Origin of the sequence: Streptomyces sp. NPDC058650 (assembly GCF_042717315.1) — a bacterium.
Classification (GTDB): domain Bacteria; phylum Actinomycetota; class Actinomycetes; order Streptomycetales; family Streptomycetaceae; genus Streptomyces.
On sequence record NZ_JBHXRL010000024.1, the window covers coordinates 111,065 to 129,826 of the forward strand.

The window sequence follows — 18,762 nt, forward strand, 5'->3', positions numbered from 1 at the left end:
GGTCGCCCCCGGGATGCACTGCCCCCATGAGCACCGACCAGCCGCCGTCCGGCCAGCCGCCCGAGGAGGACCCGTTCCTCAAGAGGCCGCAGGAGCCCACGCCGCCCTCCGCCGGCCAGCCACCGCCCGACGGAACGCCCCCGCCAGGACCCCCTCCGGGAGGGCCGCCGCCCGGGAACCCGTACGGTTCCCCGCCCGGCTCCCCGTACGACAACATGCCCCCGCCCCCGCCCCCGTACGGGAGTGGTTACGGCGGTGGCTACGGCGGGACCGACCCGCTCTCCGGGATGCCGCCGCTCGCCGAGTCCGGCCGGCGCATCCTGGCCCGCGTGATCGACTGGCTGATCGTCGCGGTGCCGCTGGCGATCATCGGCATCCCGTTCGACATCTACAGTCGGGCGACCGAGGACGGCAACGACTTCGGCGACACGGTCAACAGCCTCAACGGCGGCAGCCAGCTGGTCTTCCAGCTCATCACGATCGTCGCGTACGTCGCCTACGACACGGTGATGGTGGCCAAGAACGGCCAGACGCTCGGCAAGAAGCTGATGAAGCTCCGGGTCGCGATGCTCAACGACGGCTCCACGCCCCCGATGAGCCAGTCGCTGCTGAGGGCCGTCGTGCTGTGGCTGCCCGCGCTGATCTGCTGCGCCTGCCTGTGGCCGCTGCTCCTGCTGATCCTCATCCTGGTCGACAAGCCCTACAAGCAGGGTCTGCACGACAAGGCGGCGAAGACCGTGGTGGTCACCGCTTCCTAGGCCCGACGAACCTGGGCCCGACGAACCTGGGCCCGACGAACCAGGGCCCGACGAACCAGGGCCTTACGAACCGATCCGGGTATCGGCGCCCGCGCCCACGCGCGGGGTCGGTATCCGGATCTCTTCGTTCCCGGGGATGGAGGGAGCGAGAGGAGCCGCCGGAACCGGCGGCGCGGAGGTCTTGACGGACCTCACCCGTACCGGCATCGTCACCGCCACGAGAACGCCGAGCAGCAGGCCCGCGGCGCAGATCACCGCGATCCCGAGGGTCGTCGTCGTACGGGAGAGCAACAGCAGGGCGACGGTCGCGAGGGCGACGGTGGCCGAACCGTAGGTGAGCTGTGCGGCGTTCGGTCGCTGCATGACAGGTACCGCCCCCTCAGGACATCGGTTCGACTCTATGACGGTGGATGCCCGGAGGGAACGAGTAGTAAGCGTGACCTAACCCACCGTGCCGGTGCACAGGGGGCGCACGGAGTCACGCGACCCTCGACCACCGGCCGTGATGCGCCTGCGGGACGCCCGATTATCGGAAATCCGATCCCACATAGTGCAGTTGGTATGTGCAAGTCAAGATCTGTCTTTTCTTGCGCCACTCCGGTCAAATGTCGTCACTTGTGACGCGCGACCCCCGCTGGACGGACTCCCCACCTCAGTCCGGATGCGTGGGCGCCGGGGAGGACTACATCAAGTGACCAACAGACGACGGGCGATCAGAGCGTCCGCAGTCGTCGTGGCGCTCGCGGCCACCGCCGCCACCGCCTCGACCTTCTCCACCGCCTGGGCCGACAGCAACGGCGTGACGTCCGTCGACGTCCGCCACGACCCGGCGCCCGGCGCCGGGATCGACAAGACGGCCGTCGACCACGACCTCGAGGGGCCGTTCAGCGAGCAGCAGGCGCAGCAGCGCAAGGCCGCCCTGGAGCAGGTGCTGAGCGGCGAGGCCAAGGTCGAGCGCCGTGGCGGCTCCCAGGTGGTCAAGCTCGACAGCAAGAAGTACGTCGAGCTCGGCCGCGAGAAGACCGACAAGATCTTCACGATCCTCGTCGAGTTCGGCGACAAGGTGGACACCACCACCCTGGTCGACCGTGCCGACGACGACACGACCGAGCCGAAGCCGAAGTTCGGCGGCGAGCCCGGCCCGCTGCACAACCAGATAGCCGAGCCGGACCGTGCGAACGACAACTCCACGGCCTGGCAGGCGGATTACAACCAGCAGCACTTCCAGGACCTGTACTTCGGCACCGGCAAGGACGCCGAGGGCAAGCCCAAGGAGTCGCTGAAGACCTACATGGAGAAGACCTCCTCCGGCCGGTACTCGGTCGAGGGCGGCGTCTCCGACTGGGTCAAGGTCGAGTACAACGAGGCCCGTTACGGCTCGAACTACTGCGGCAACAGCAACTGCTCCAACGTCTGGGACGCGGTCCGCGACGGCGTCACCGCCTTCGTCGCCGACCAGAAGGCCAAGGGTCGTACCGACGCCCAGATCAAGGCCGACATGGCCGAGTACGACAAGTGGGACCGGTACGACTTCGACGCCGACGGCAACTTCAACGAGCCCGACGGCTACATCGACCACTTCCAGATCGTCCACGCGGGCGAGGACGAGTCGGCGGGCGGCGGCGCCCAGGGCGGCGACGCCCTGTGGGCCCACCGCTGGTACGCCTACGGCACCAACGCGGGCAAGACCGGCCCGGCGGACAACAAGGCCGGCGGCACGCAGATCGGCGACTCCGGCATCTGGGTCGGCGACTACACGATGCAGCCCGAGAACGGCGGCCTCGGCGTCTTCGCGCACGAGTACGGCCACGACCTCGGCCTCCCGGACCTGTACGACACCTCGGGCCTCAAGGGCGCCGAGAACTCGACCGGTTTCTGGTCGCTCATGTCGTCCGGTTCCTGGCTCGGCCGCGGCAAGGACGCCATCGGCGACCTGCCCGGCGACATGAACTCCTGGGACAAGCTCCAGCTCGGCTGGCTCAACTACACCAAGGTGAGCAACGAGCAGCGCGGGACGAAGTCCACCCACAAGCTGGGTGTGGCCGAGTACAACACCAAGAACCCGCAGGCGCTCGTCGTCGAGCTGCCGAAGAAGCCGGTCACCACCGATGTCGTCGCGCCCGCCGAGGGTGCCACGCAGTGGTGGAGCGACATGGGTGACGACCTCAAGAACACCCTGACCCGCTCCGTCGACCTCACGGGCAAGACGTCCGCCTCCCTGGAGCTCCAGGGCTGGTACGACATCGAGGCCGAGTACGACTACCTCTACACCGAGGTGTCGACCGACGGCGGCGCCAGCTGGACGGCCCTGGACGGCACCGCCGACGGCGTGGCGCTCCCGCGCGACGCGAGCGGCGCCCCGGCGCTGACCGGCGTCTCGGAGAAGCACAAGAAGCTCGTCTACGGCCTCGACGCCTACGCGGGCAAGAAGGTCGACCTCCGCTTCCGCTACCAGACGGACGGCGGCGCGGGCGGCAAGGGCTTCACCGCCGACGCCGTCACGCTGACCGCGGACGGTGCCGCCCTCTTCTCGGACAACGCCGAGAACGGTGACAACGGCTGGGTGGCGAAGGGCTTCTCGCGCGTCGGCAAGGGCTTCACGAAGGAGTACGAGCAGTACTACATCGCGGAGAACCGCCAGTACGTCTCGTACGACCAGACCCTCAAGGTCGGCCCGTACAACTTCGGTTTCGCGGGTGAGAAGTCCAGCTGGGTCGAGCACTACCCGTACCAGAACGGCCTGCTCGTCTGGAAGTGGGACCTCTCCCAGAAGGACAACAACACGGCCGTCCACCCGGGCAAGGGCCTGATCCTTCCGGTCGACGCCCACGCCACCCCGCTGAAGTGGACCGACGGCACCCTGATGCGCAACCGCGTCCAGGCGTACGACTCCACCTTCGGCACCTACCGGACCGACGCCCTCAAGCTCCACAAGGCGGACGTCCCGGTGTGGGTCAAGTCGCAGCCGGGCAACCCGGTCTTCGACGACCGCAAGGGCACCTACTGGTACCAGGAGACCGAGCGGGCCGGTGTGCAGGTAACTGACACCAACACCAAGATCCAGGTCGTCAAGGAGCCGAAGAACGGCCAGACGATCACGGTCCAGGTGGGTCCGTCCACCAAGTAATTGGTAAAACTGCAGGTCAAAGCATGATCGGCCGTCGCCCTCTAGCGGGCGGCGGCCGATCGTGTTTAGGTGCGTCTGACGCAGTTCTTATTGACATCTGATCCACGGGGGAGTGGTGCCGCATGCCCAACGGAGGGTTCTGCAAGTTGCCGGGAGGCAGCGTGGTCGTCGCGATAGGGCTGCCCAGCCCGGCCCGCGACGGGGCCTCGGTCCGCTTCCTGGTCCATGCCGCCAACCGTGCCCGCGCCCTGACCCGGCTGCGGAACCTCGGCCTGCGCGCGGTCTACCTCCGCGGCAACAGCGAGCCGCCCACCCCGGACGAGATCACGGCCGTCCTGCACCACCCCGACGGCCTGCTCTGGAGATCCGCGCCCGGCGCCGCCCAGGAGCTCTGGCACCCGGTCCGCACGCTCCCGAAGGAGCCCGCGGCGTAGCTCCCCGCACGGGTCTCACACCACCGGCTCGCCCGTCAGCTCGACCCCGGCCGTCCGGAGCTCCTCCAGGGCCTTCGCCGTCGTCGCCTTCGCGACCCCGGCCGTCAGCTCCAGCAGCACATGCGTCCGGAAGCCCTCCCGCGCCGCGTCCAGGGCCGTCGCCCGGACACAGTGGTCGGTGGCGATGCCCACCACGTCGACCTCGGTGACGTCCCGCTCCCGCAGCCACTCCGCGAGCGTCCGCCCGTTCTCGTCCAGCCCCTCGAAGCCGCTGTACGCCGCGTCGTAGGCGCCCTTGTCGAAGACCGAGTCGATCGCCCCGCTGGCGACGGCGGGCGCGAAGTTCGGGTGGAAGCCGACGCCCTCCGTGCCGGCCACGCAGTGCACCGGCCAGGAGGTGGCGTAGTCCGGCTCCTCGCCCTCCGGCGCGAAGTGCGCGCCCGGGTCGACGTGGTGGTCGCGGGTGGCGACGACGTACCGGTAGGACGAGCCCGCCGTCTGGCCGACCAGGTCGGTGATGGCGGCGGCGACGTCCGCGCCGCCCGTCACCGCGAGGCTGCCGCCCTCGCAGAAGTCGTTCTGAACGTCCACAACGATCAATGCGCGGTGCATGGCGGGTGTCCTTAGCGCGTCGGATAGGGGCGGGTTCGAGCCTAGAGACTTCCCCCTCCTCGGGGGAGGGGGCGTCCCCAGGCGTTCCTGGACAGGGGAGGGGGTCGAGGGGTGTCCCCAAGAGTCCCTACACGTACTCCGTCGGCAGCACAGGCTCGCCGCGCGAGAGCTGGTTCGCCGACATCGGCAGGCCGGCGCGGGCCTCGATGTGCCGGGACCTGGCGGCCTCCAGCGGCTCCCGGGCCACCACCTCGCCGCCCTTGACCAGCTCGACCAGGAGCTGGTGGTCGACGAGCTCCGGCGGGACGGGGCCCGTGCCCACGACCTCCGTCTCGGCGACGCCGGCCGCGTCGGGCCGCCGGGCCGCCCACTTGCGCCCGCCGACCGAGGCCTTGCCGCCCAGGGACTTCTTCGCGACCGGCACCAGGGGCGCCTTGGGGTCGGCAGAGCGGGCCCGGGCGACCAGCTTGTAGACCATGGAGCAGGTCGGGTGGCCGCTGCCGGTGACCAGCTGCGTGCCCACCCCGTACGCGTCGACCGGCGCCGCCGCGAGCGAGGCGATGGCGTACTCGTCGAGGTCCGAGGTGACGACGATCTTCGTGTCCCGCGCGCCCAGCTCGTCGAGCTGCGCCCGCACCCGGTGCGCGACGAGCAGCAGGTCGCCCGAGTCGATGCGGACGGCTCCGAGCTCGGGCCCCGCCACCTCGACGGCGGTACGGACGGCCTCGGTCACGTCGTACGTGTCGACGAGCAGCGTCGTGCCCCGGCCCAGGGTCTCGACCTGCGCCTGGAAGGCGTCCCGCTCGCTGTCGTGGAGCAGGGTGAAGGCGTGGGCGGAGGTGCCGACGGTCGGGATGCCGTAGCGGAAGCCGGCCGCGAGGTCCGAGGTGGAGTCGAAGCCGCCGACGTACGCGGCGCGGGAGGCGGCGACCGCCGCCAGCTCGTGGGTGCGCCGGGCGCCCATCTCGATCAGGCGGCGTCCGCCGGCCGCGGCCGACATGCGGGAGGCGGCGGCCGCGATCGCCGAGTCGTGGTTGAGGATCGAGAGGATCACGGTCTCCAGGAGCACGCACTCGGCGAAGGAGCCCTCGACCCGCAGGACGGGCGAGCCGGGGAAGTACACCTCGCCCTCCGGGTAGCCCCAGATGTCGCCGGAGAAGCGGTATCCGGCCAGCCACTCCAGGGTCGGCTCGTCGACGATGCCGTGCTCGCGCAGGAAGCCCAGGACGGCGGGGTCGAAGCGGAAGTTCTCGACGGCGTCCAGGACCCGGCCGACGCCCGCGAGGACGCCGTAGCGGCGCCCCTCGGGCAGCCGTCGGGTGAAGACCTCGAAGACCGAGTGCCGGTCGGCGGTGCCGGCCCGCAGGGCCGCCTGGAGCATGGTCAGTTCGTACTGATCGGTGAAGAGCGCGGTCGACGGCACGTCCACCGGCAGCCCAAGGTCCGCAGCGTTCATGTCAGCGATGCTAGCGCAGAAATCGTCAGAGTGACGATTTCTACGTCGTGCGCGTCGTCACGGCGTTCGTGTGGCCTCTGGCGTGCCCCGTTTGTGCGATGGGCCCCCCGGGGTGGCAGCATGGGGTGAGTGAGCGTCGCGCCTATTGAGATCGAACGTACGGAATCGGCCGAGGAGGTCTCCGCGGTCGTCGAACCGGACGTGCCCTGGGTGACCCTCGTGCACAACGATCCGGTCAACCTGATGAGCTATGTGACGTACGTCTTCCAGTCGTACTTCGGTTACTCCAAAGGCAAGGCGCACAAGCTGATGCTCGACGTGCACGAGAAGGGGAAGGCGGTCGTCTCCGCCGGCACCCGCGAGGAGATGGAGCGGGACGTGCAGGCGATGCACGGCTACGGCCTCTGGGCGACCCTCTCCCAGGACCGCTTCTGATGGCCGGGCGCTTCGAGAGCCTGCCCGGCGGCGGCGCGGCCGTCGCGCTCGACGACGTCGAGATCTCCATCCTCCGCTCCCTCGCCGTCCAGCTGATGGAGCTGATCGGCCCCGGTGACGAGCCCGCGGCCGACGCGGACCCGCTGGCGGCGCTCTTCGCCGAGGGCCCGAGCGAGCCCCCGTCCGACCCCGCCCTCCGGCGCCTCTTCCCCGACGCGTACGGGGACGAGAGCGAGGACCTGCGGGCGTCCGCCGCCGACTTCCGCCGCTACACCGAGAACGACCTGCGGGCCCGCAAGCGCGAGGACGCCCTCGTGGTCGTGCGCGCGCTGGACTCGCTCGCCGGTGAATCGGCGGGCGAGGACGGGGCCGTCCTGAAGCTGACCCCGGACGAGGCCCGGGCCTGGCTCGGCGCGCTCAACGACCTCCGGCTGACCATCGGGACCCGCCTGGAGGTCACGGACGAGGAGAGCGAGCAGCTGTACCGGCTGCCGGACTCCGACCCGCGCAAGCCGATGGTGATGGCGTACCTCTGGCTGGGCGCGCTCCAGGAGTCCCTCGTCGAGACCCTGATGCCGTAGGGGGTGCCCGCCCCCCTGGCGCCATCGTGAAGGTGTGCGGTGTTCGCTCAGCGGACGCTCAAATCCGGATAACGAATGCGTTATCAGAGCGTCCCTCCTTGCTCTATTGAGTCCCTTTTGTCCGCCTTTTCGTGTGGTCTGTGCCACACGTGCCCCCGTCGATCACCCCCCGCCGCGTGATAAATCTTCACGACCACTCGGGGACGCCACCCATGTTCCCGAGGGCGCTTCGGCCGGCTGACCGCCGGTGGCACTCCATTCCACATCCGGGGGGATCAGGACCTGATCCGCAGCAGACTCACTCGCAGTCGCGCGGATCAGCATGGAGAAAGGCGCACCACCATGACCTCAGTGCAGGTCGACAAGCAGCACGACGGCACCGACGGGGCCGTGGACGGCGGCGAGGGCTACCAGCGTGGCCTCGGCGCCCGGCAGATCCAGATGATCGCGATCGGCGGCGCCATCGGCACCGGCCTCTTCCTCGGCGCCGGCAAGGCCATCGCCAAGGCGGGCCCCAGCCTGATCCTCGCCTACGCCATCGCGGGCCTGGTCATCTTCTTCATCATGCGCGCCCTGGGCGAGCTCCTCATGTACCGCCCGGTGTCGGGCTCCTTCGCGGAGTACGCCCGCGAGTTCGTCGGACCCTTCTGGGGGTTCGTGACCGGCTGGACGTACTGGCTCTTCTGGGTCGTCACCGGCATCACCGAAGTCACCGCCGCCGCCACCTATATGACGTACTGGTGGGACATCCCGCAGTGGATCTCGGCGCTCGTCTTCACCGTCATCCTCTACGGCGCCAACCTGATCTCCGTGAAGCTCTTCGGTGAGCTGGAGTTCTGGTTCTCCATGGTCAAGGTCACCGCGATCATCGGCATGATCCTGATCTGCGCCGGCATCCTCACCATCGGCTTCTCCGACGCCGGCGACACCGCCTCCGTCACCCACCTGTGGGACCAGGGCGGCTTCTTCCCCACCGGCATCGGCAACACGCTGATGACCCTGCAGATCGTCATGTTCGCCTTCCTCGCCGTCGAGCTGGTCGGCGTCACCGCCGGCGAGTCCAAGGACCCGAAGACCGTCCTGCCCAAGGCCATCAACACCGTGCCGTGGCGCATCGCCGTCTTCTACGTCGGCGCGCTGATCATGATCCTGTCGGTCGTCCCGTGGACCGAGTTCCAGCCGGGCGTCTCCCCGTTCGTCGCCGCCTTCCAGAAGATGGGCCTCGGCGTCGGCGCCGCCATCGTCAACTTCGTGGTGCTGACGGCGGCCCTGTCCTCCTGCAACTCGGGCATGTACTCCACCGGCCGCATGCTGCGCGACCTCGCGCTCAACGGCCAGGGCCCGAAGGTCTTCACCAAGCTCACCAAGAGCGGCACCCCGCTCCTCGGCCTGACCTTCTCGGCCTCCCTCATGCTGGTCGGCGTCTGGATCAACTACGTCGCCCCCGGCAAGGCCTTCGAGTACGTCGTCTCCTTCGCCACCATCTCCGGCATGTGGGCCTGGATCATGATCCTCGTCTGCCAGATCCGCTACCGGGCCAAGGCCAACCGCGGCGAGCTCCCCGAGTCCACCTTCAAGGCCCCGGGAGCCCCCTACACCAGCTGGTTCGCGCTCGCGTTCATCCTCATGGTCATCGTGATGATGGGCATCGACGAGGGCGCCCGCGTCTCGCTCTACTGTGCGCCGGTCTGGGGCCTCATCCTGGGCGTCTCCTACCTGGTCCTGAAGGCCCGCAACCCCGAGGGCGCCGCCTTCGCCAAGCGGTCGTAAGGCCCACCTGTCCAGCATCCGGGCCGTCCCGTACCACTCCTCGGTACGGGGCGGCCCGTCTGCTTATCCTGTCGGCATGCTGACCATCACCCGGGCCCTGTACGACCAGATCGTGGAACACTCCCGCGCGGACCACCCCGACGAGGCCTGCGGCGTGGTCGCGGGCCCGGAGGGCAGCGGCCGCCCCGAGCGCTTCATCCCCATGCTGAACGCCGCCCGCTCGCCCACCTTCTACGAGTTCGACTCCGCGGACCTGCTCAAGCTCTACCGCGACATGGACGACCGGGACGAGGAGCCCGTCATCGTCTACCACTCGCACACCGCCACCGAGGCCTACCCGTCCCGCACGGACATCTCGTACGCGAACGAGCCGCGGGCCCACTACGTCCTCGTCTCCACCGCCGACACCGACGGCGCCGGCCCCTTCCAGTTCCGCTCCTTCACCATCGTCGAGGGCGTCGTGACCGAGGAAGAGGTCAAGGTCGTCGAGGCGTACTAGACCGGACTCGCCAGGGACCGCCGGGGCGACGCGCCGTCCGGGTGAGAGACTGGCCGGGACCAACGGGCGGCAGGACCCAGGAAACCGGTGCGAATCCGGTGCGGTCCCGCCACTGTGACCGGCGCCTTCGGGCGTCGGGAGCCAGGAACTGACCTGCCGCCTCTCACCACCGATCGGGGACGTGGAAATCCCCGGAGGAGGCATTCCGTCATGACCCGGCCCCGCCGTACCCTGCTGCCCGCGCTCGCGCTCGTCCCGCTCCTCGCCGCCTGCTCGGCCCCCGCGGAGCGGACCTCTTCGGCGAAGCCCGCACCCGGATTCCCGTACACCGTCGACAACTGCGGCGTGAAGAGCACCTACCAGGCCCCGCCGAAGCGCGTGGTCACCATGAACCAGCACGTCACCGAGGTGATGCTCGCCCTCGGCCTGGAGAAGTCGCTCGTCGGCACCGCCTACCTCGACGACGCGATCCTCCCCGCGTACAAGAAGGCCTACGACACCGTCCCGGTCCTCGCCAAGGAGTACCCCTCCAAGGAGGCCCTGCTCGCCGCGAACCCCGACTTCGTGTACGGCGGTTACTCCTCCGCCTTCGACGCCAAGGACGGCCGCGGCCGCGACGACCTCAAGCGCGCCGGCATCGCCACCCGCCTCAACACCGAGTACTGCCCGTCCGGTTCGCCCTCGGTCGACGACCTCTACCGCGAAGTCCGCGAGATCGGCCGGACCTTCGGCGTCCCCGACCGGGCCGAGACCTGGACCCGCGAGGCCCGCGCGACCGTCACCGCCACCGAGAAGCGGCTCAAGGGCACCCCGCCGGTCTCCGTCTTCGTCTACGACAGCGGCGACAAGACCGCGTTCACGGCGGGCGGCAAGGGCATCGGCAACGACCTCATCACCCGGGCCGGCGGCCGGAACGTCTTCGCCGACCTCGACAAGGCCTTCGGCGACGCCACCTGGGAACAGGTCGTCGACCGCGAGCCCGACGTCATCGTCATCTACGACTACGGCTCCACCACCGTCGAACAGAAGAAGAAGCGGCTCCTCGACGACCCCGCCCTCCAGGACGTCCCCGCGGTGAAGAACCGCCGGTTCGCCGTCATGCCCCTCTCCGACACCGTCCTCGGCGTCCGGGTCCCCGCCGCCGTCGACAAGCTCGCCGCCCAGCTCCACCCGGCCCGGTGACCGCGGTCCTCGACAGGGCCAAGGCGCCGGCCGCGCCGACCTCCGGGACGTCGCGGTACGTCCTCGTCGTCACCGGACTCGTCCTCGCCCTGGCCGTCGCCGGGATCGCCTCCCTCGCCCTCGGCTCCGTCCGCATCCCGCCCGGCCAGGTCCTCGACGCCCTGACCGGACGGGCGGCCCCGTCCCCGTACCGCACGATCGTGCTCGACGTCCGGCTGCCCCGGGTCCTGCTCGGCGTGGTCGTCGGCGCCGGGCTCGCCGTCGTCGGCACCGTCCTCCAGGCCCTCGTCAACAACCGGCTCGCCGACCCCTTCCTCCTCGGGATCTCCTCCGGCGCCTCCGCCGGAGCCGTCCTCGTCCTCGTGCTCGGCGGCGGACTCGGCGTCGTGGGAGGGATGACCACCACCCTCGCCCTGCCCGGCGGAGCCTTCGCCGGCGCCCTCCTCGCCCTCGTCCTCGTCTACGGGCTCGCGCGCCGCGGCGGGACCATGACCGGCGCCCGGCTCGTCCTCGCCGGCGTCGCCGTCTCGTACGTCCTCTCCGCCCTCGCCACCCTGCTCCTCGTCGTCGCCGGCCGGCCCGAACAGTTCCAGGAGGCGCTGTACTGGTCCCTCGGCGGCCTCGGCAGCGCCCGCTGGGACACCCTCGTCCTGCCCGCCGCCGTCCTCGCCCTCGGCGTCGGCGCCCTCCTCGCCCTCGCCCGCCCGCTCGACCTGCTCCTCGTCGGCGAGGAGGGCGCCACCGTCCTCGGCCTGGACACCGCCCGCTTCCGCGCCGCCGTCTTCGTCCTCGCCTCCCTCGTCACCGCCGTCATGGTCGCGGCCAGCGGAGCCGTCGGCTTCATCGGACTCATGGCCCCGCACGCCGCCCGCCTCGCCGTCGGCGCCCCGCACCGCCGCCTCCTCCCCGTCGCCGCGCTCGGCGGGGCGCTCGCCCTCGTCCTCGCCGACCTCGCCGCCCGGACCGTCGCGGCGCCCCAGGACATCCCCGTCGGCGTCCTCACCGCGCTCATCGGCGGCCCGTTCTTCCTCTGGCTCATGCGCCGACGCCCCGAAGGAGCACCCCTGTGACCGAAGGAGCACTCCCGTGACCGAACTGCGGCTCCACGGACTCTCGTACGGGCAACGCCTCCGCTCCGCCGACCTCACCGTCCGCCCCGGCGAGACCGTCGGCCTCATCGGCCCCAACGGCAGCGGCAAGACCACCCTCCTGCGCTGCGTCTACGGGACGCTCGTCCCCACCGCCGGGCGCGCCACGCTCGACGGCGACGACCTCCACGCCCTCGGCCCCAAGGCCCGCGCCCGCCGCGTCGCCACCGTCCCGCAGGACAGCGCCACCGAGTTCGAACTCACCGTCCGCGAACTGGTCGCCCTCGGCCGCTCCCCGCACAAACGGTTCTGGGAAGGCGACACCGGCGCCGACCGGGAGAGCGCCGATGCCGCCCTCGCCCGCGTCGGCCTCACCGAGCTAGCCGACCGCGCGTTCCCCACCCTCTCCGGCGGCGAACGCCAGCGCGCCCTGGTCGCCCGCGCCCTCGTCCAGGAGCCGGCCCTCCTCGTCCTCGACGAGCCCACCAACCACCTGGACATCCGCCACCAGCTCGACATCCTGCGCCTCGTCCGCACCCTGGGCACCACCAACCTGCTCGCCCTGCACGACCTCAACCTCGCGGGGGCGTACTGCGACCGCCTCTACGTCCTGGTGGAGGGCCGGGTCGTCATCGGAGGCACCCCCGCCGAGGTCCTCACCCCCGCACTCCTCGCCGCCGTCTACGGGGTGGACGCCCAGGTCATCCCGCACCCGAGGACCGGCAGCCCGACCGTCCTCTACCTGCACAGTCCGGTAGGCGGTCAGAAACTATCCACCATGTGAGATCACATTCCGGAACCCGGACCGGGAATCGATACGATGTGCCCATGGTTTCCCACGACGTGAGCGAAGAGACTCCGGGCACACCCCTGCTCGTGGCACGCCTGCACGTCGACCTGTGCCGCCTCTCCAGCGCGATGTGTACGTCCCGCGCCGCGCTCTGAGCGACCCACGCGACATCGAGCGCACTCCCGTACGACCCCCCTCCGCGCGGGGGCCCCCGCCACGCGCCGATCACGCCACTTCCGACAGGAGCCCACGCCATGGCCATCGAGGTCCGCATCCCGACCATCCTCCGCACCTACACCGACGGCGCCAAGGCCGTCGAGGGCAGCGGCGAGACCCTCGCCCACCTCTTCGCCGACCTGGAGTCCCGCCACACCGGCATCGAGGCCCGCATCGTCGACGGCGACAAGCTCCGCCGCTTCGTCAACGTCTACCTGAACGACGAGGACGTCCGCTTCCTCGACGGCATCGACACCAAGCTCACCGACGGCGACAGCGTCACGATCCTGCCGGCCGTCGCCGGCGGCATGGTCTGATCCACATGCGCTACGACTCCTCGCTGGCGGCGGTCGGCAACACGCCGCTCGTCCGCCTCCCCCGGCTCTCGCCCTCGGACTCCGTCCGCATCTGGGCGAAGCTGGAGGACCGCAACCCGACCGGCTCGGTCAAGGACCGCCCCGCGCTCCACATGATCGAGCAGGCGGAGAAGGACGGCCGGCTCACGCCCGGCTGCACCATCCTGGAGCCGACCAGCGGCAACACCGGCATCTCCCTCGCCATGGCCGCCAAGCTCAAGGGCTACCGCATCGTCTGCGTCATGCCCGAGAACACCAGCGAGGAGCGGCGCCAGCTGCTCGCCATGTGGGGCGCGGAGATCGTCTCGTCCCCCGCGGCGGGCGGATCGAACACGGCCGTACGCGTCGCCAAGGAGATCGCCGCCGAGAACCCGTCCTGGGTGATGCTGTACCAGTACGGCAACCCGGACAACGCGGGCGCCCACTACGCCACCACGGGCCCCGAGATCCTCGCCGACCTCCCCTCGATCACCCACTTCGTCGCCGGCCTCGGCACGACGGGGACGCTCATGGGCGTCGGCCGCTACCTGCGCGAACACAAGCCCGACGTCAAGATCGTCGCGGCCGAACCGCGGTACGACGACCTCGTCTACGGCCTGCGCAACCTCGACGAGGGCTTCGTACCCGAGCTGTACGACGCCTCCGTCCTCACCACCCGCTTCTCCGTCGGCTCCGCCGACGCGGTCACCCGCACCCGCGAACTCCTCCAGCAGGAGGGCATCTTCGCGGGCGTCTCCACGGGGGCCGCCCTGCACGCGGCCATCGGCGTCGGCAACAAGGCGGTCAAGGCCGGCGAGAGCGCCGACATCGCCTTCGTCGTCGCCGACGGCGGCTGGAAGTACCTGTCGACCGGCCTCTACACGGCCGCGACGACGGAAGAGGCGATCGAGACGGTCCAGGGCCAGCTCTGGGCCTGAGCCTCTCGCGGCTCCCTCAACGCGCCAGATGGCGGACCTGGTCCCATACGACCGGGTCCGCCGTTCCCACTTTCCGACGGAAGTCCACCACGGGCACGTCCCGCAGCTCGTCCGTCTCCAGGAAGCTCGGCCGCCCCTGAGCGTCGCCCACCGCCCCCGGCGGCAGCGGGATCACACCCTGCCGCTCGTCGTGGTACTTGCTGGTGATCTTGGCGACGAGCGCGCTGTCACCCCGGAGCACGAGCACCAGACACGGCCGGTCCTTCGAACCGGGCCCGTCCTCGAAGGGCACGTCCGCCCACCAGATCTCACCCGCCCGCGGCAGCCGCGACGGAGCCTTCCGCGGCCCGGTCGGCCGGCCGGGCGGCCGGGGCGTCCGCCCCGAGGGACGCCGGCCCTCCGGCCGTCGGCCGCCGGGCTTCCGTGACGAACGTTTCTGCCCGCCGGCGACCACCACGACCAGCGCGATCACCACGACCGCGGCCAGCGCGGGCCACCATGACGTGTCCATACCTCAAGACGGTACCGGCGCGCGCCCCACTCCGCCGTGGCGCCCCGCCATCCATCCGAACCGGTGACAGAGCCCGTGAGTTCGCCCACAACGGGCCGCCACGAAGGAGCGACGGGCCCGCGTGCGCCTTACGCTCGACACACCGCACAGCCTCCCCCCTCCCTCAGCGCGCTTTCCGCACCCGTCCACGGAGGTTCACGCTCCATGAAGCTCACCGTCGTCGGTTGCTCCGGGTCGTTCCCGTCCGCGGATTCGGCCTGTTCGAGCTACCTCGTCGAGGCCGACGGCTTCCGGTTGCTCCTCGACATGGGCAACGGCGCCCTCGGCGAGCTGCAACGACACATCGGTCTGTACGACCTCGACGCGATCTTCCTCAGCCATCTGCACGCGGACCACTGCATCGACATGTGCGGGTACTTCGTGGCCCGCTACTACCGGCACGAGGGCGGGCGCTGCGACGCGATCCCCGTCTACGCACCGGAGGGCGCCGAGCAGCGGCTGACCACGGCGTACGCCGACACCCCCTCGCCCACCTCGATGAGCGAGGTCTTCGACTTCCGCACGCTGAAGTCGGCCGCCTTCGAGATCGGCCCGTTCACCGTGCGCACGGAGAAGGTGTGCCACCCGGTCGAGGCGTACGGCATCCGCGTCGAGCACGGCGGCCGTTCACTCACGTACTCCGGCGACACCGGGGTCTGCGACGCGCTGCACAAGCTCGCCGAGGGCACCGACCTCTTCCTCTGCGAAGCCTCCTTCACCCACGGCAAGGAGGACATCCCGGCCCTCCACCTCAACGGCCGCGAGGCCGGGGCGCAGGCGACCCGGGCCGGTGTCGGCCGGCTGGTCCTCACGCACATCCCGCCGTGGACGGACGGCGAGCAGAACCTGGCGGACGCGCGCGAGGTCTACACGGGCCCGTCGGAGCTGGCGAGGCCGGGCGCGGTCTACGAGATCTGACGCCTCTGTACGTACGGGGAAGGCCCCGGAACCTGTCGGTTCCGGGGCCTTCCCCTTCGTACGGGTGAGGATCACGCCTTGGTGAGGTCCTCGAGCTCCTCGTCGGTCTCGCGACCGGGGGTGGGGAGGTTGAACTTGGTGATCGCGAAGCGGAAGACCACGTAGTAGATCGCCGCGAAGACGAGACCGATCGGGATGATCAGCCAGGGCTTGGTCGCGAGGTTCCAGTTGAGCAGGTAGTCGATGCCGCCGGCGGAGAAGGTGAAGCCCGCGTGGACACCGAACGCCCAGGTGACGGCCATCGAGACGGCGGTCAGGACCGCGTGGATCGCGTAGAGGACCGGCGCGATGAACATGAAGGTGAACTCGATCGGCTCGGTGATACCGGTGACGAAGGAGGTCAGCGCGAGGGAGACCATCATGCCCATCACGGCCTTGCGGCGCTCGGGGCGAGCGGCGTGGGCGATGGCGATCGCGGCGGCCGGGAGGCCGAACATCATGATCGGGAAGAAGCCGGACATGAAGATTCCGGCGCTCGGGTCACCGGCGAAGAAGCGGTTCAGGTCACCGTGGACGACCTCGCCGGCCGCGTTGGTGAAGTCGCCGATCTGGAACCAGGAGACGGTGTTCACGAACTGGTGCATGCCGACCGGGATCAGCGCGCGGTTGATGAGGCCGAAGAGGCCGGCGCCACCGGCACCGAGGCCGGTCATCCACTCGCCGAAGCTGGAGATGCCGTTGCCGATGGGCTCCCAGACCAGGCCGAACACGACACCGACGAGGGTGCCGACGAAGGCCATGATGATCGGGACGAGACGGCGGCCGTTGAAGAAGCCGAGCCAGTCGACGAGCTTGGTCCGGTGGAACTTCTGCCACAGGACGGCCGCGATGAGGCCCATCAGGATGCCGCCGAGGACACCCGGGTTGTTGTACTTCGCGGCGACGTCGACGCCCTTGTTGGCGGTCGTGTTGATGACGGCCTCGGCGACGGGGAAGGCCTTCAGCACGTTGCTGTAGACCAGGAAGCCGACGAGCGCGGCCAGAGCCGTGGATCCGTCCGCCTTCTTGGCGAAGCCGATGGCGACGCCGATGCAGAACAGCAGGGGCAGGTTGTCGAAGACCGCGCCGCCTGCGGTGGCGAAGACAGAGGCGACCTTGTCCCAGCCGAGGCCTTCGGCGCCGAAGACGTCGGGCTGGCCGAGACGGAGCAAGATACCCGCGGCCGGCAGAACGGCGATCGGCAGCTGCAGGCTGCGACCGACCTTCTGCAGGCCCTGGAACAGGCCGGATCCGCGCTTCTTCGCGGGAGCGGCGGCCTGGGCGGTGGCCGTACTCATCAACTTCCTCCAGTAAGGCAAGGCGCCGCCAGGGACAGTGAACACGGGGGGAGGCGACGTCTCGTGGAACGCGGTGGTCTGGACCGCGTGGTCTACACCAATCAGTGGTGTAGACCAGTTTTAGCACGTGAGACTTAGATAAGGAACCTGCGAATTTTGTGTGCTCAGCCATAGCCGGAAATGCACGACATAAGGCCCCCGAACCGTCAGGTCCAGGGGCCTTCTGCAGGGCTTACGAGGGGGTCGAAAGCCCCGAATCGGTCAGGCTTCGAAGGGTGCTCGCGGGGTCACTTGACGTTGTCCCGCTCCATCTCCTCCTCCACCTCGTCCGGCTCGCGGCCGGGGGTCGGGAGGTTGAACTTGGTGATCGCGAACCTGAAGATCGCGTAGTACACGACCGCGAAGCCGAGACCGATCGGAATGATCAGCCACGGTTTCGTCGCGAGGTTCCAGTTGATCACGTAGTCGATCAGACCGGCCGAGAAGCTGAAGCCGTCCTTCACGCCGAGCGCCCACGTCACCGCCATCGACACACCCGTGAGCACGGCGTGGATCGCGTAGAGCAGCGGGGCGATGAAGAGGAACGAGTACTCGATCGGCTCGGTGATGCCGGTGACGAACGAGGTCAGCGCGACCGACAGCATCATGCCGCCGACCTCCTTGCGCCGGTGCGGCTTGGCGCAGTGGGTGATCGCCAGCGCGGCCGCCGGAAGCGCGAACATCATGATCGGGAAGAAGCCCGTCAGGAACTGGCCGGCGTTCGGGTCGCCCGCGAGGAACATCGGGATGTCGCCATGGACCGTCGTACCGTCCGGCTTCTCGTACGTGCCGAACTGGAACCAGATCGGCACGTTCAGGAACTGGTGCAGGCCGATGACGAGCAGCGCCCGGTTCGCCAGACCGAAGATGCCCGAACCCCACGCGCCGAGTCCGACCAGCCAGTCGCTGAAGCTCTCCAGACCGTCACCGATCGGCGGCCAGACCCACAGACAGAGCGCGGCGAACGCGATCGCCACGAACGTCATGATGATCGGGACCAGGCGGCGGCCGTTGAAGAAGCCCAGCCAGTCGACCAGCTTCGTCCGGTGGTACCGCTGCCACAGGTACGCGGTGAGCAGACCCATGACGATGCCGCCGAAGACACCGGGGTTCTGGTACGTGTAGCCCGCGAAGGAGTCGTCGACGGCGAGGCAGCCGCCGCTGATGTCCTGCGTGCCGGCCGGGCAGTCCTTCGGGAACTGACGCAGCACCGTGTAGTAGACGAGGAAGCCGACGACGGCCGCGAGCGCGGTCGAACCGTCCGCCTTCTTCGCCATGCCGATCGCGACACCGATGCAGAACAACAGCGGCAGACCGAGGCTGCCGTCGAGGAGCGCCCCGCCCGCGCCCGCCATCACCTTGGCGACGTTGTCCCACCCGAGACCGTCCGCACCGAAGACGTCCGGCTGCCCCAGCCGGTTGATGATGCCCGCGGCCGGCAGGACGGCGATGGGGAGCTGCAGGCTGCGGCCCATCTTCTGCAGGCCCTGGAACAGCGCGTTCCCCAGGGACTTCTTCCTCGGCGCGGCCGCGGCGCTGTCCGTACTCATCGGCGTCCTCCCTGCCCCGGAACAAGCCGGGTCCGCGTCTCGTTGCACACTGGTGTAGACCAGTTGCGATAGGCTCCCCGGAGCCCGCTGAGGACAGGCCGCCGGTGATCGTCATCATTCGGCAGAACGGCGGCACTCGCTCGCGAA

The 18,762-nt window shown here is 69.8% G+C and carries 20 protein-coding genes and 1 riboswitch; of the genes, 14 read left to right on the forward strand and 6 right to left on the reverse strand.

Annotation, left to right across the window (positions count from 1 at the left end; genetic code table 11):
- Positions 1-26: 26 nt before the first annotated feature.
- Positions 27-758 carry an RDD family protein gene (locus tag ACFWWU_RS31855; RefSeq protein ID WP_384150767.1) on the forward strand — a complete coding sequence of 244 codons (732 nt, stop codon included), beginning with the start codon at positions 27-29 and terminating at the stop codon, positions 756-758.
- Positions 759-821: 63 nt separating this feature from the next.
- On the opposite strand, the gene ACFWWU_RS31860 is transcribed toward ACFWWU_RS31855, so the two are convergent.
- Positions 822-1,121 carry a hypothetical protein gene (locus ACFWWU_RS31860; RefSeq protein WP_384150770.1) on the reverse strand — a complete coding sequence of 100 codons (300 nt, stop codon included), beginning with the start codon at positions 1,119-1,121 and terminating at the stop codon, positions 822-824.
- 328 nt (positions 1,122-1,449) lie between these two features.
- Here ACFWWU_RS31860 and ACFWWU_RS31865 point away from each other — a divergent pair, with 328 nt between their 5' ends.
- Both ACFWWU_RS31865 and ACFWWU_RS31870 read left to right on the forward strand, forming a co-directional pair.
- Positions 1,450-3,885: an immune inhibitor A domain-containing protein gene (locus ACFWWU_RS31865; RefSeq protein WP_384150773.1), complete on the forward strand. Its 2,436-nt coding sequence runs from the start codon at positions 1,450-1,452 to the stop codon at positions 3,883-3,885.
- Between the two features lie 122 nt (positions 3,886-4,007).
- A complete protein-coding gene (locus tag ACFWWU_RS31870; RefSeq protein ID WP_024756391.1) occupies positions 4,008-4,319 on the forward strand; it encodes a hypothetical protein in 312 nt (103 codons plus the stop codon).
- A gap of 15 nt (positions 4,320-4,334) precedes the next feature.
- On the opposite strand, the gene ACFWWU_RS31875 is transcribed toward ACFWWU_RS31870, so the two are convergent.
- Positions 4,335-4,931 carry an isochorismatase family protein gene (locus tag ACFWWU_RS31875; RefSeq protein WP_384150777.1) on the reverse strand — a complete coding sequence of 199 codons (597 nt, stop codon included), beginning with the start codon at positions 4,929-4,931 and terminating at the stop codon, positions 4,335-4,337.
- A gap of 127 nt (positions 4,932-5,058) precedes the next feature.
- Positions 5,059-6,387, reverse strand: coding sequence for a nicotinate phosphoribosyltransferase (locus tag ACFWWU_RS31880; RefSeq protein WP_384150780.1), 1,329 nt, complete (start codon positions 6,385-6,387; stop codon positions 5,059-5,061).
- 129 nt (positions 6,388-6,516) lie between these two features.
- On the opposite strand from ACFWWU_RS31880, the gene clpS reads away from it, so the two are divergent.
- The 10 genes from clpS to ACFWWU_RS31930 all read left to right on the forward strand — a co-directional run bounded on the left by clpS (position 6,517) and on the right by ACFWWU_RS31930 (position 14,221).
- Positions 6,517-6,822 carry an ATP-dependent Clp protease adapter ClpS gene (gene clpS / locus ACFWWU_RS31885; RefSeq protein WP_024756388.1) on the forward strand — a complete coding sequence of 102 codons (306 nt, stop codon included), beginning with the start codon at positions 6,517-6,519 and terminating at the stop codon, positions 6,820-6,822.
- A complete protein-coding gene (locus tag ACFWWU_RS31890; RefSeq protein WP_384150783.1) occupies positions 6,822-7,403 on the forward strand; it encodes a DUF2017 domain-containing protein in 582 nt (193 codons plus the stop codon). Before clpS ends, ACFWWU_RS31890 begins: the two co-directional genes overlap by 1 nt.
- A gap of 342 nt (positions 7,404-7,745) precedes the next feature.
- Positions 7,746-9,173 (forward strand): amino acid permease, encoded by a 1,428-nt coding sequence (locus tag ACFWWU_RS31895; protein ID WP_384150786.1) that lies wholly within the window; start codon positions 7,746-7,748, stop codon positions 9,171-9,173.
- A gap of 76 nt (positions 9,174-9,249) precedes the next feature.
- Positions 9,250-9,672: a Mov34/MPN/PAD-1 family protein gene (locus ACFWWU_RS31900; RefSeq protein WP_384150789.1), complete on the forward strand. Its 423-nt coding sequence runs from the start codon at positions 9,250-9,252 to the stop codon at positions 9,670-9,672.
- Positions 9,673-9,749: 77 nt separating this feature from the next.
- Positions 9,750-9,823, forward strand: a riboswitch (cobalamin riboswitch).
- Positions 9,824-9,882: 59 nt separating this feature from the next.
- Positions 9,883-10,854, forward strand: coding sequence for an ABC transporter substrate-binding protein (locus ACFWWU_RS31905; RefSeq protein WP_384150792.1), 972 nt, complete (start codon positions 9,883-9,885; stop codon positions 10,852-10,854).
- Positions 10,851-11,924 (forward strand): FecCD family ABC transporter permease, encoded by a 1,074-nt coding sequence (locus ACFWWU_RS31910; RefSeq protein ID WP_384150795.1) that lies wholly within the window; start codon positions 10,851-10,853, stop codon positions 11,922-11,924. Before ACFWWU_RS31905 ends, ACFWWU_RS31910 begins: the two co-directional genes overlap by 4 nt.
- Positions 11,925-11,940: 16 nt before the next feature.
- Complete coding sequence (locus ACFWWU_RS31915) at positions 11,941-12,726, forward strand: ABC transporter ATP-binding protein (RefSeq protein WP_384150798.1); 786 nt, start codon at positions 11,941-11,943, stop codon at positions 12,724-12,726.
- A gap of 44 nt (positions 12,727-12,770) precedes the next feature.
- On the forward strand, positions 12,771-12,887 hold the full coding sequence (locus ACFWWU_RS31920; RefSeq protein ID WP_329623224.1) for a putative leader peptide: 117 nt from the start codon (positions 12,771-12,773) through the stop codon (positions 12,885-12,887).
- A gap of 99 nt (positions 12,888-12,986) precedes the next feature.
- On the forward strand, positions 12,987-13,265 hold the full coding sequence (locus ACFWWU_RS31925) for a MoaD/ThiS family protein (RefSeq protein ID WP_267043849.1): 279 nt from the start codon (positions 12,987-12,989) through the stop codon (positions 13,263-13,265).
- A 5-nt stretch (positions 13,266-13,270) separates the two neighbouring features.
- The gene (locus tag ACFWWU_RS31930; RefSeq protein WP_024756378.1) at positions 13,271-14,221 is read left to right on the forward strand and encodes a PLP-dependent cysteine synthase family protein; all 951 of its coding nucleotides are present in this window, start codon (positions 13,271-13,273) and stop codon (positions 14,219-14,221) included.
- A gap of 16 nt (positions 14,222-14,237) precedes the next feature.
- On the opposite strand, the gene ACFWWU_RS31935 is transcribed toward ACFWWU_RS31930, so the two are convergent.
- Complete coding sequence (locus ACFWWU_RS31935; RefSeq protein WP_384150803.1) at positions 14,238-14,732, reverse strand: type II toxin-antitoxin system PemK/MazF family toxin; 495 nt, start codon at positions 14,730-14,732, stop codon at positions 14,238-14,240.
- Between the two features lie 204 nt (positions 14,733-14,936).
- Here ACFWWU_RS31935 and ACFWWU_RS31940 point away from each other — a divergent pair, with 204 nt between their 5' ends.
- A complete protein-coding gene (locus tag ACFWWU_RS31940) occupies positions 14,937-15,689 on the forward strand; it encodes an MBL fold metallo-hydrolase (protein WP_384150806.1) in 753 nt (250 codons plus the stop codon).
- A gap of 71 nt (positions 15,690-15,760) precedes the next feature.
- Here the strand turns inward: ACFWWU_RS31940 and ACFWWU_RS31945 are convergent, their stop codons facing one another.
- Both ACFWWU_RS31945 and ACFWWU_RS31950 read right to left on the reverse strand, forming a co-directional pair.
- Entirely contained in the window at positions 15,761-17,026 is a 1,266-nt protein-coding gene (locus ACFWWU_RS31945) for a PTS transporter subunit EIIC (protein ID WP_384150808.1), read from the reverse strand.
- A gap of 287 nt (positions 17,027-17,313) precedes the next feature.
- On the reverse strand, positions 17,314-18,615 hold the full coding sequence (locus ACFWWU_RS31950; RefSeq protein ID WP_384150810.1) for a PTS transporter subunit EIIC: 1,302 nt from the start codon (positions 18,613-18,615) through the stop codon (positions 17,314-17,316).
- Positions 18,616-18,762: the final 147 nt, after the last annotated feature.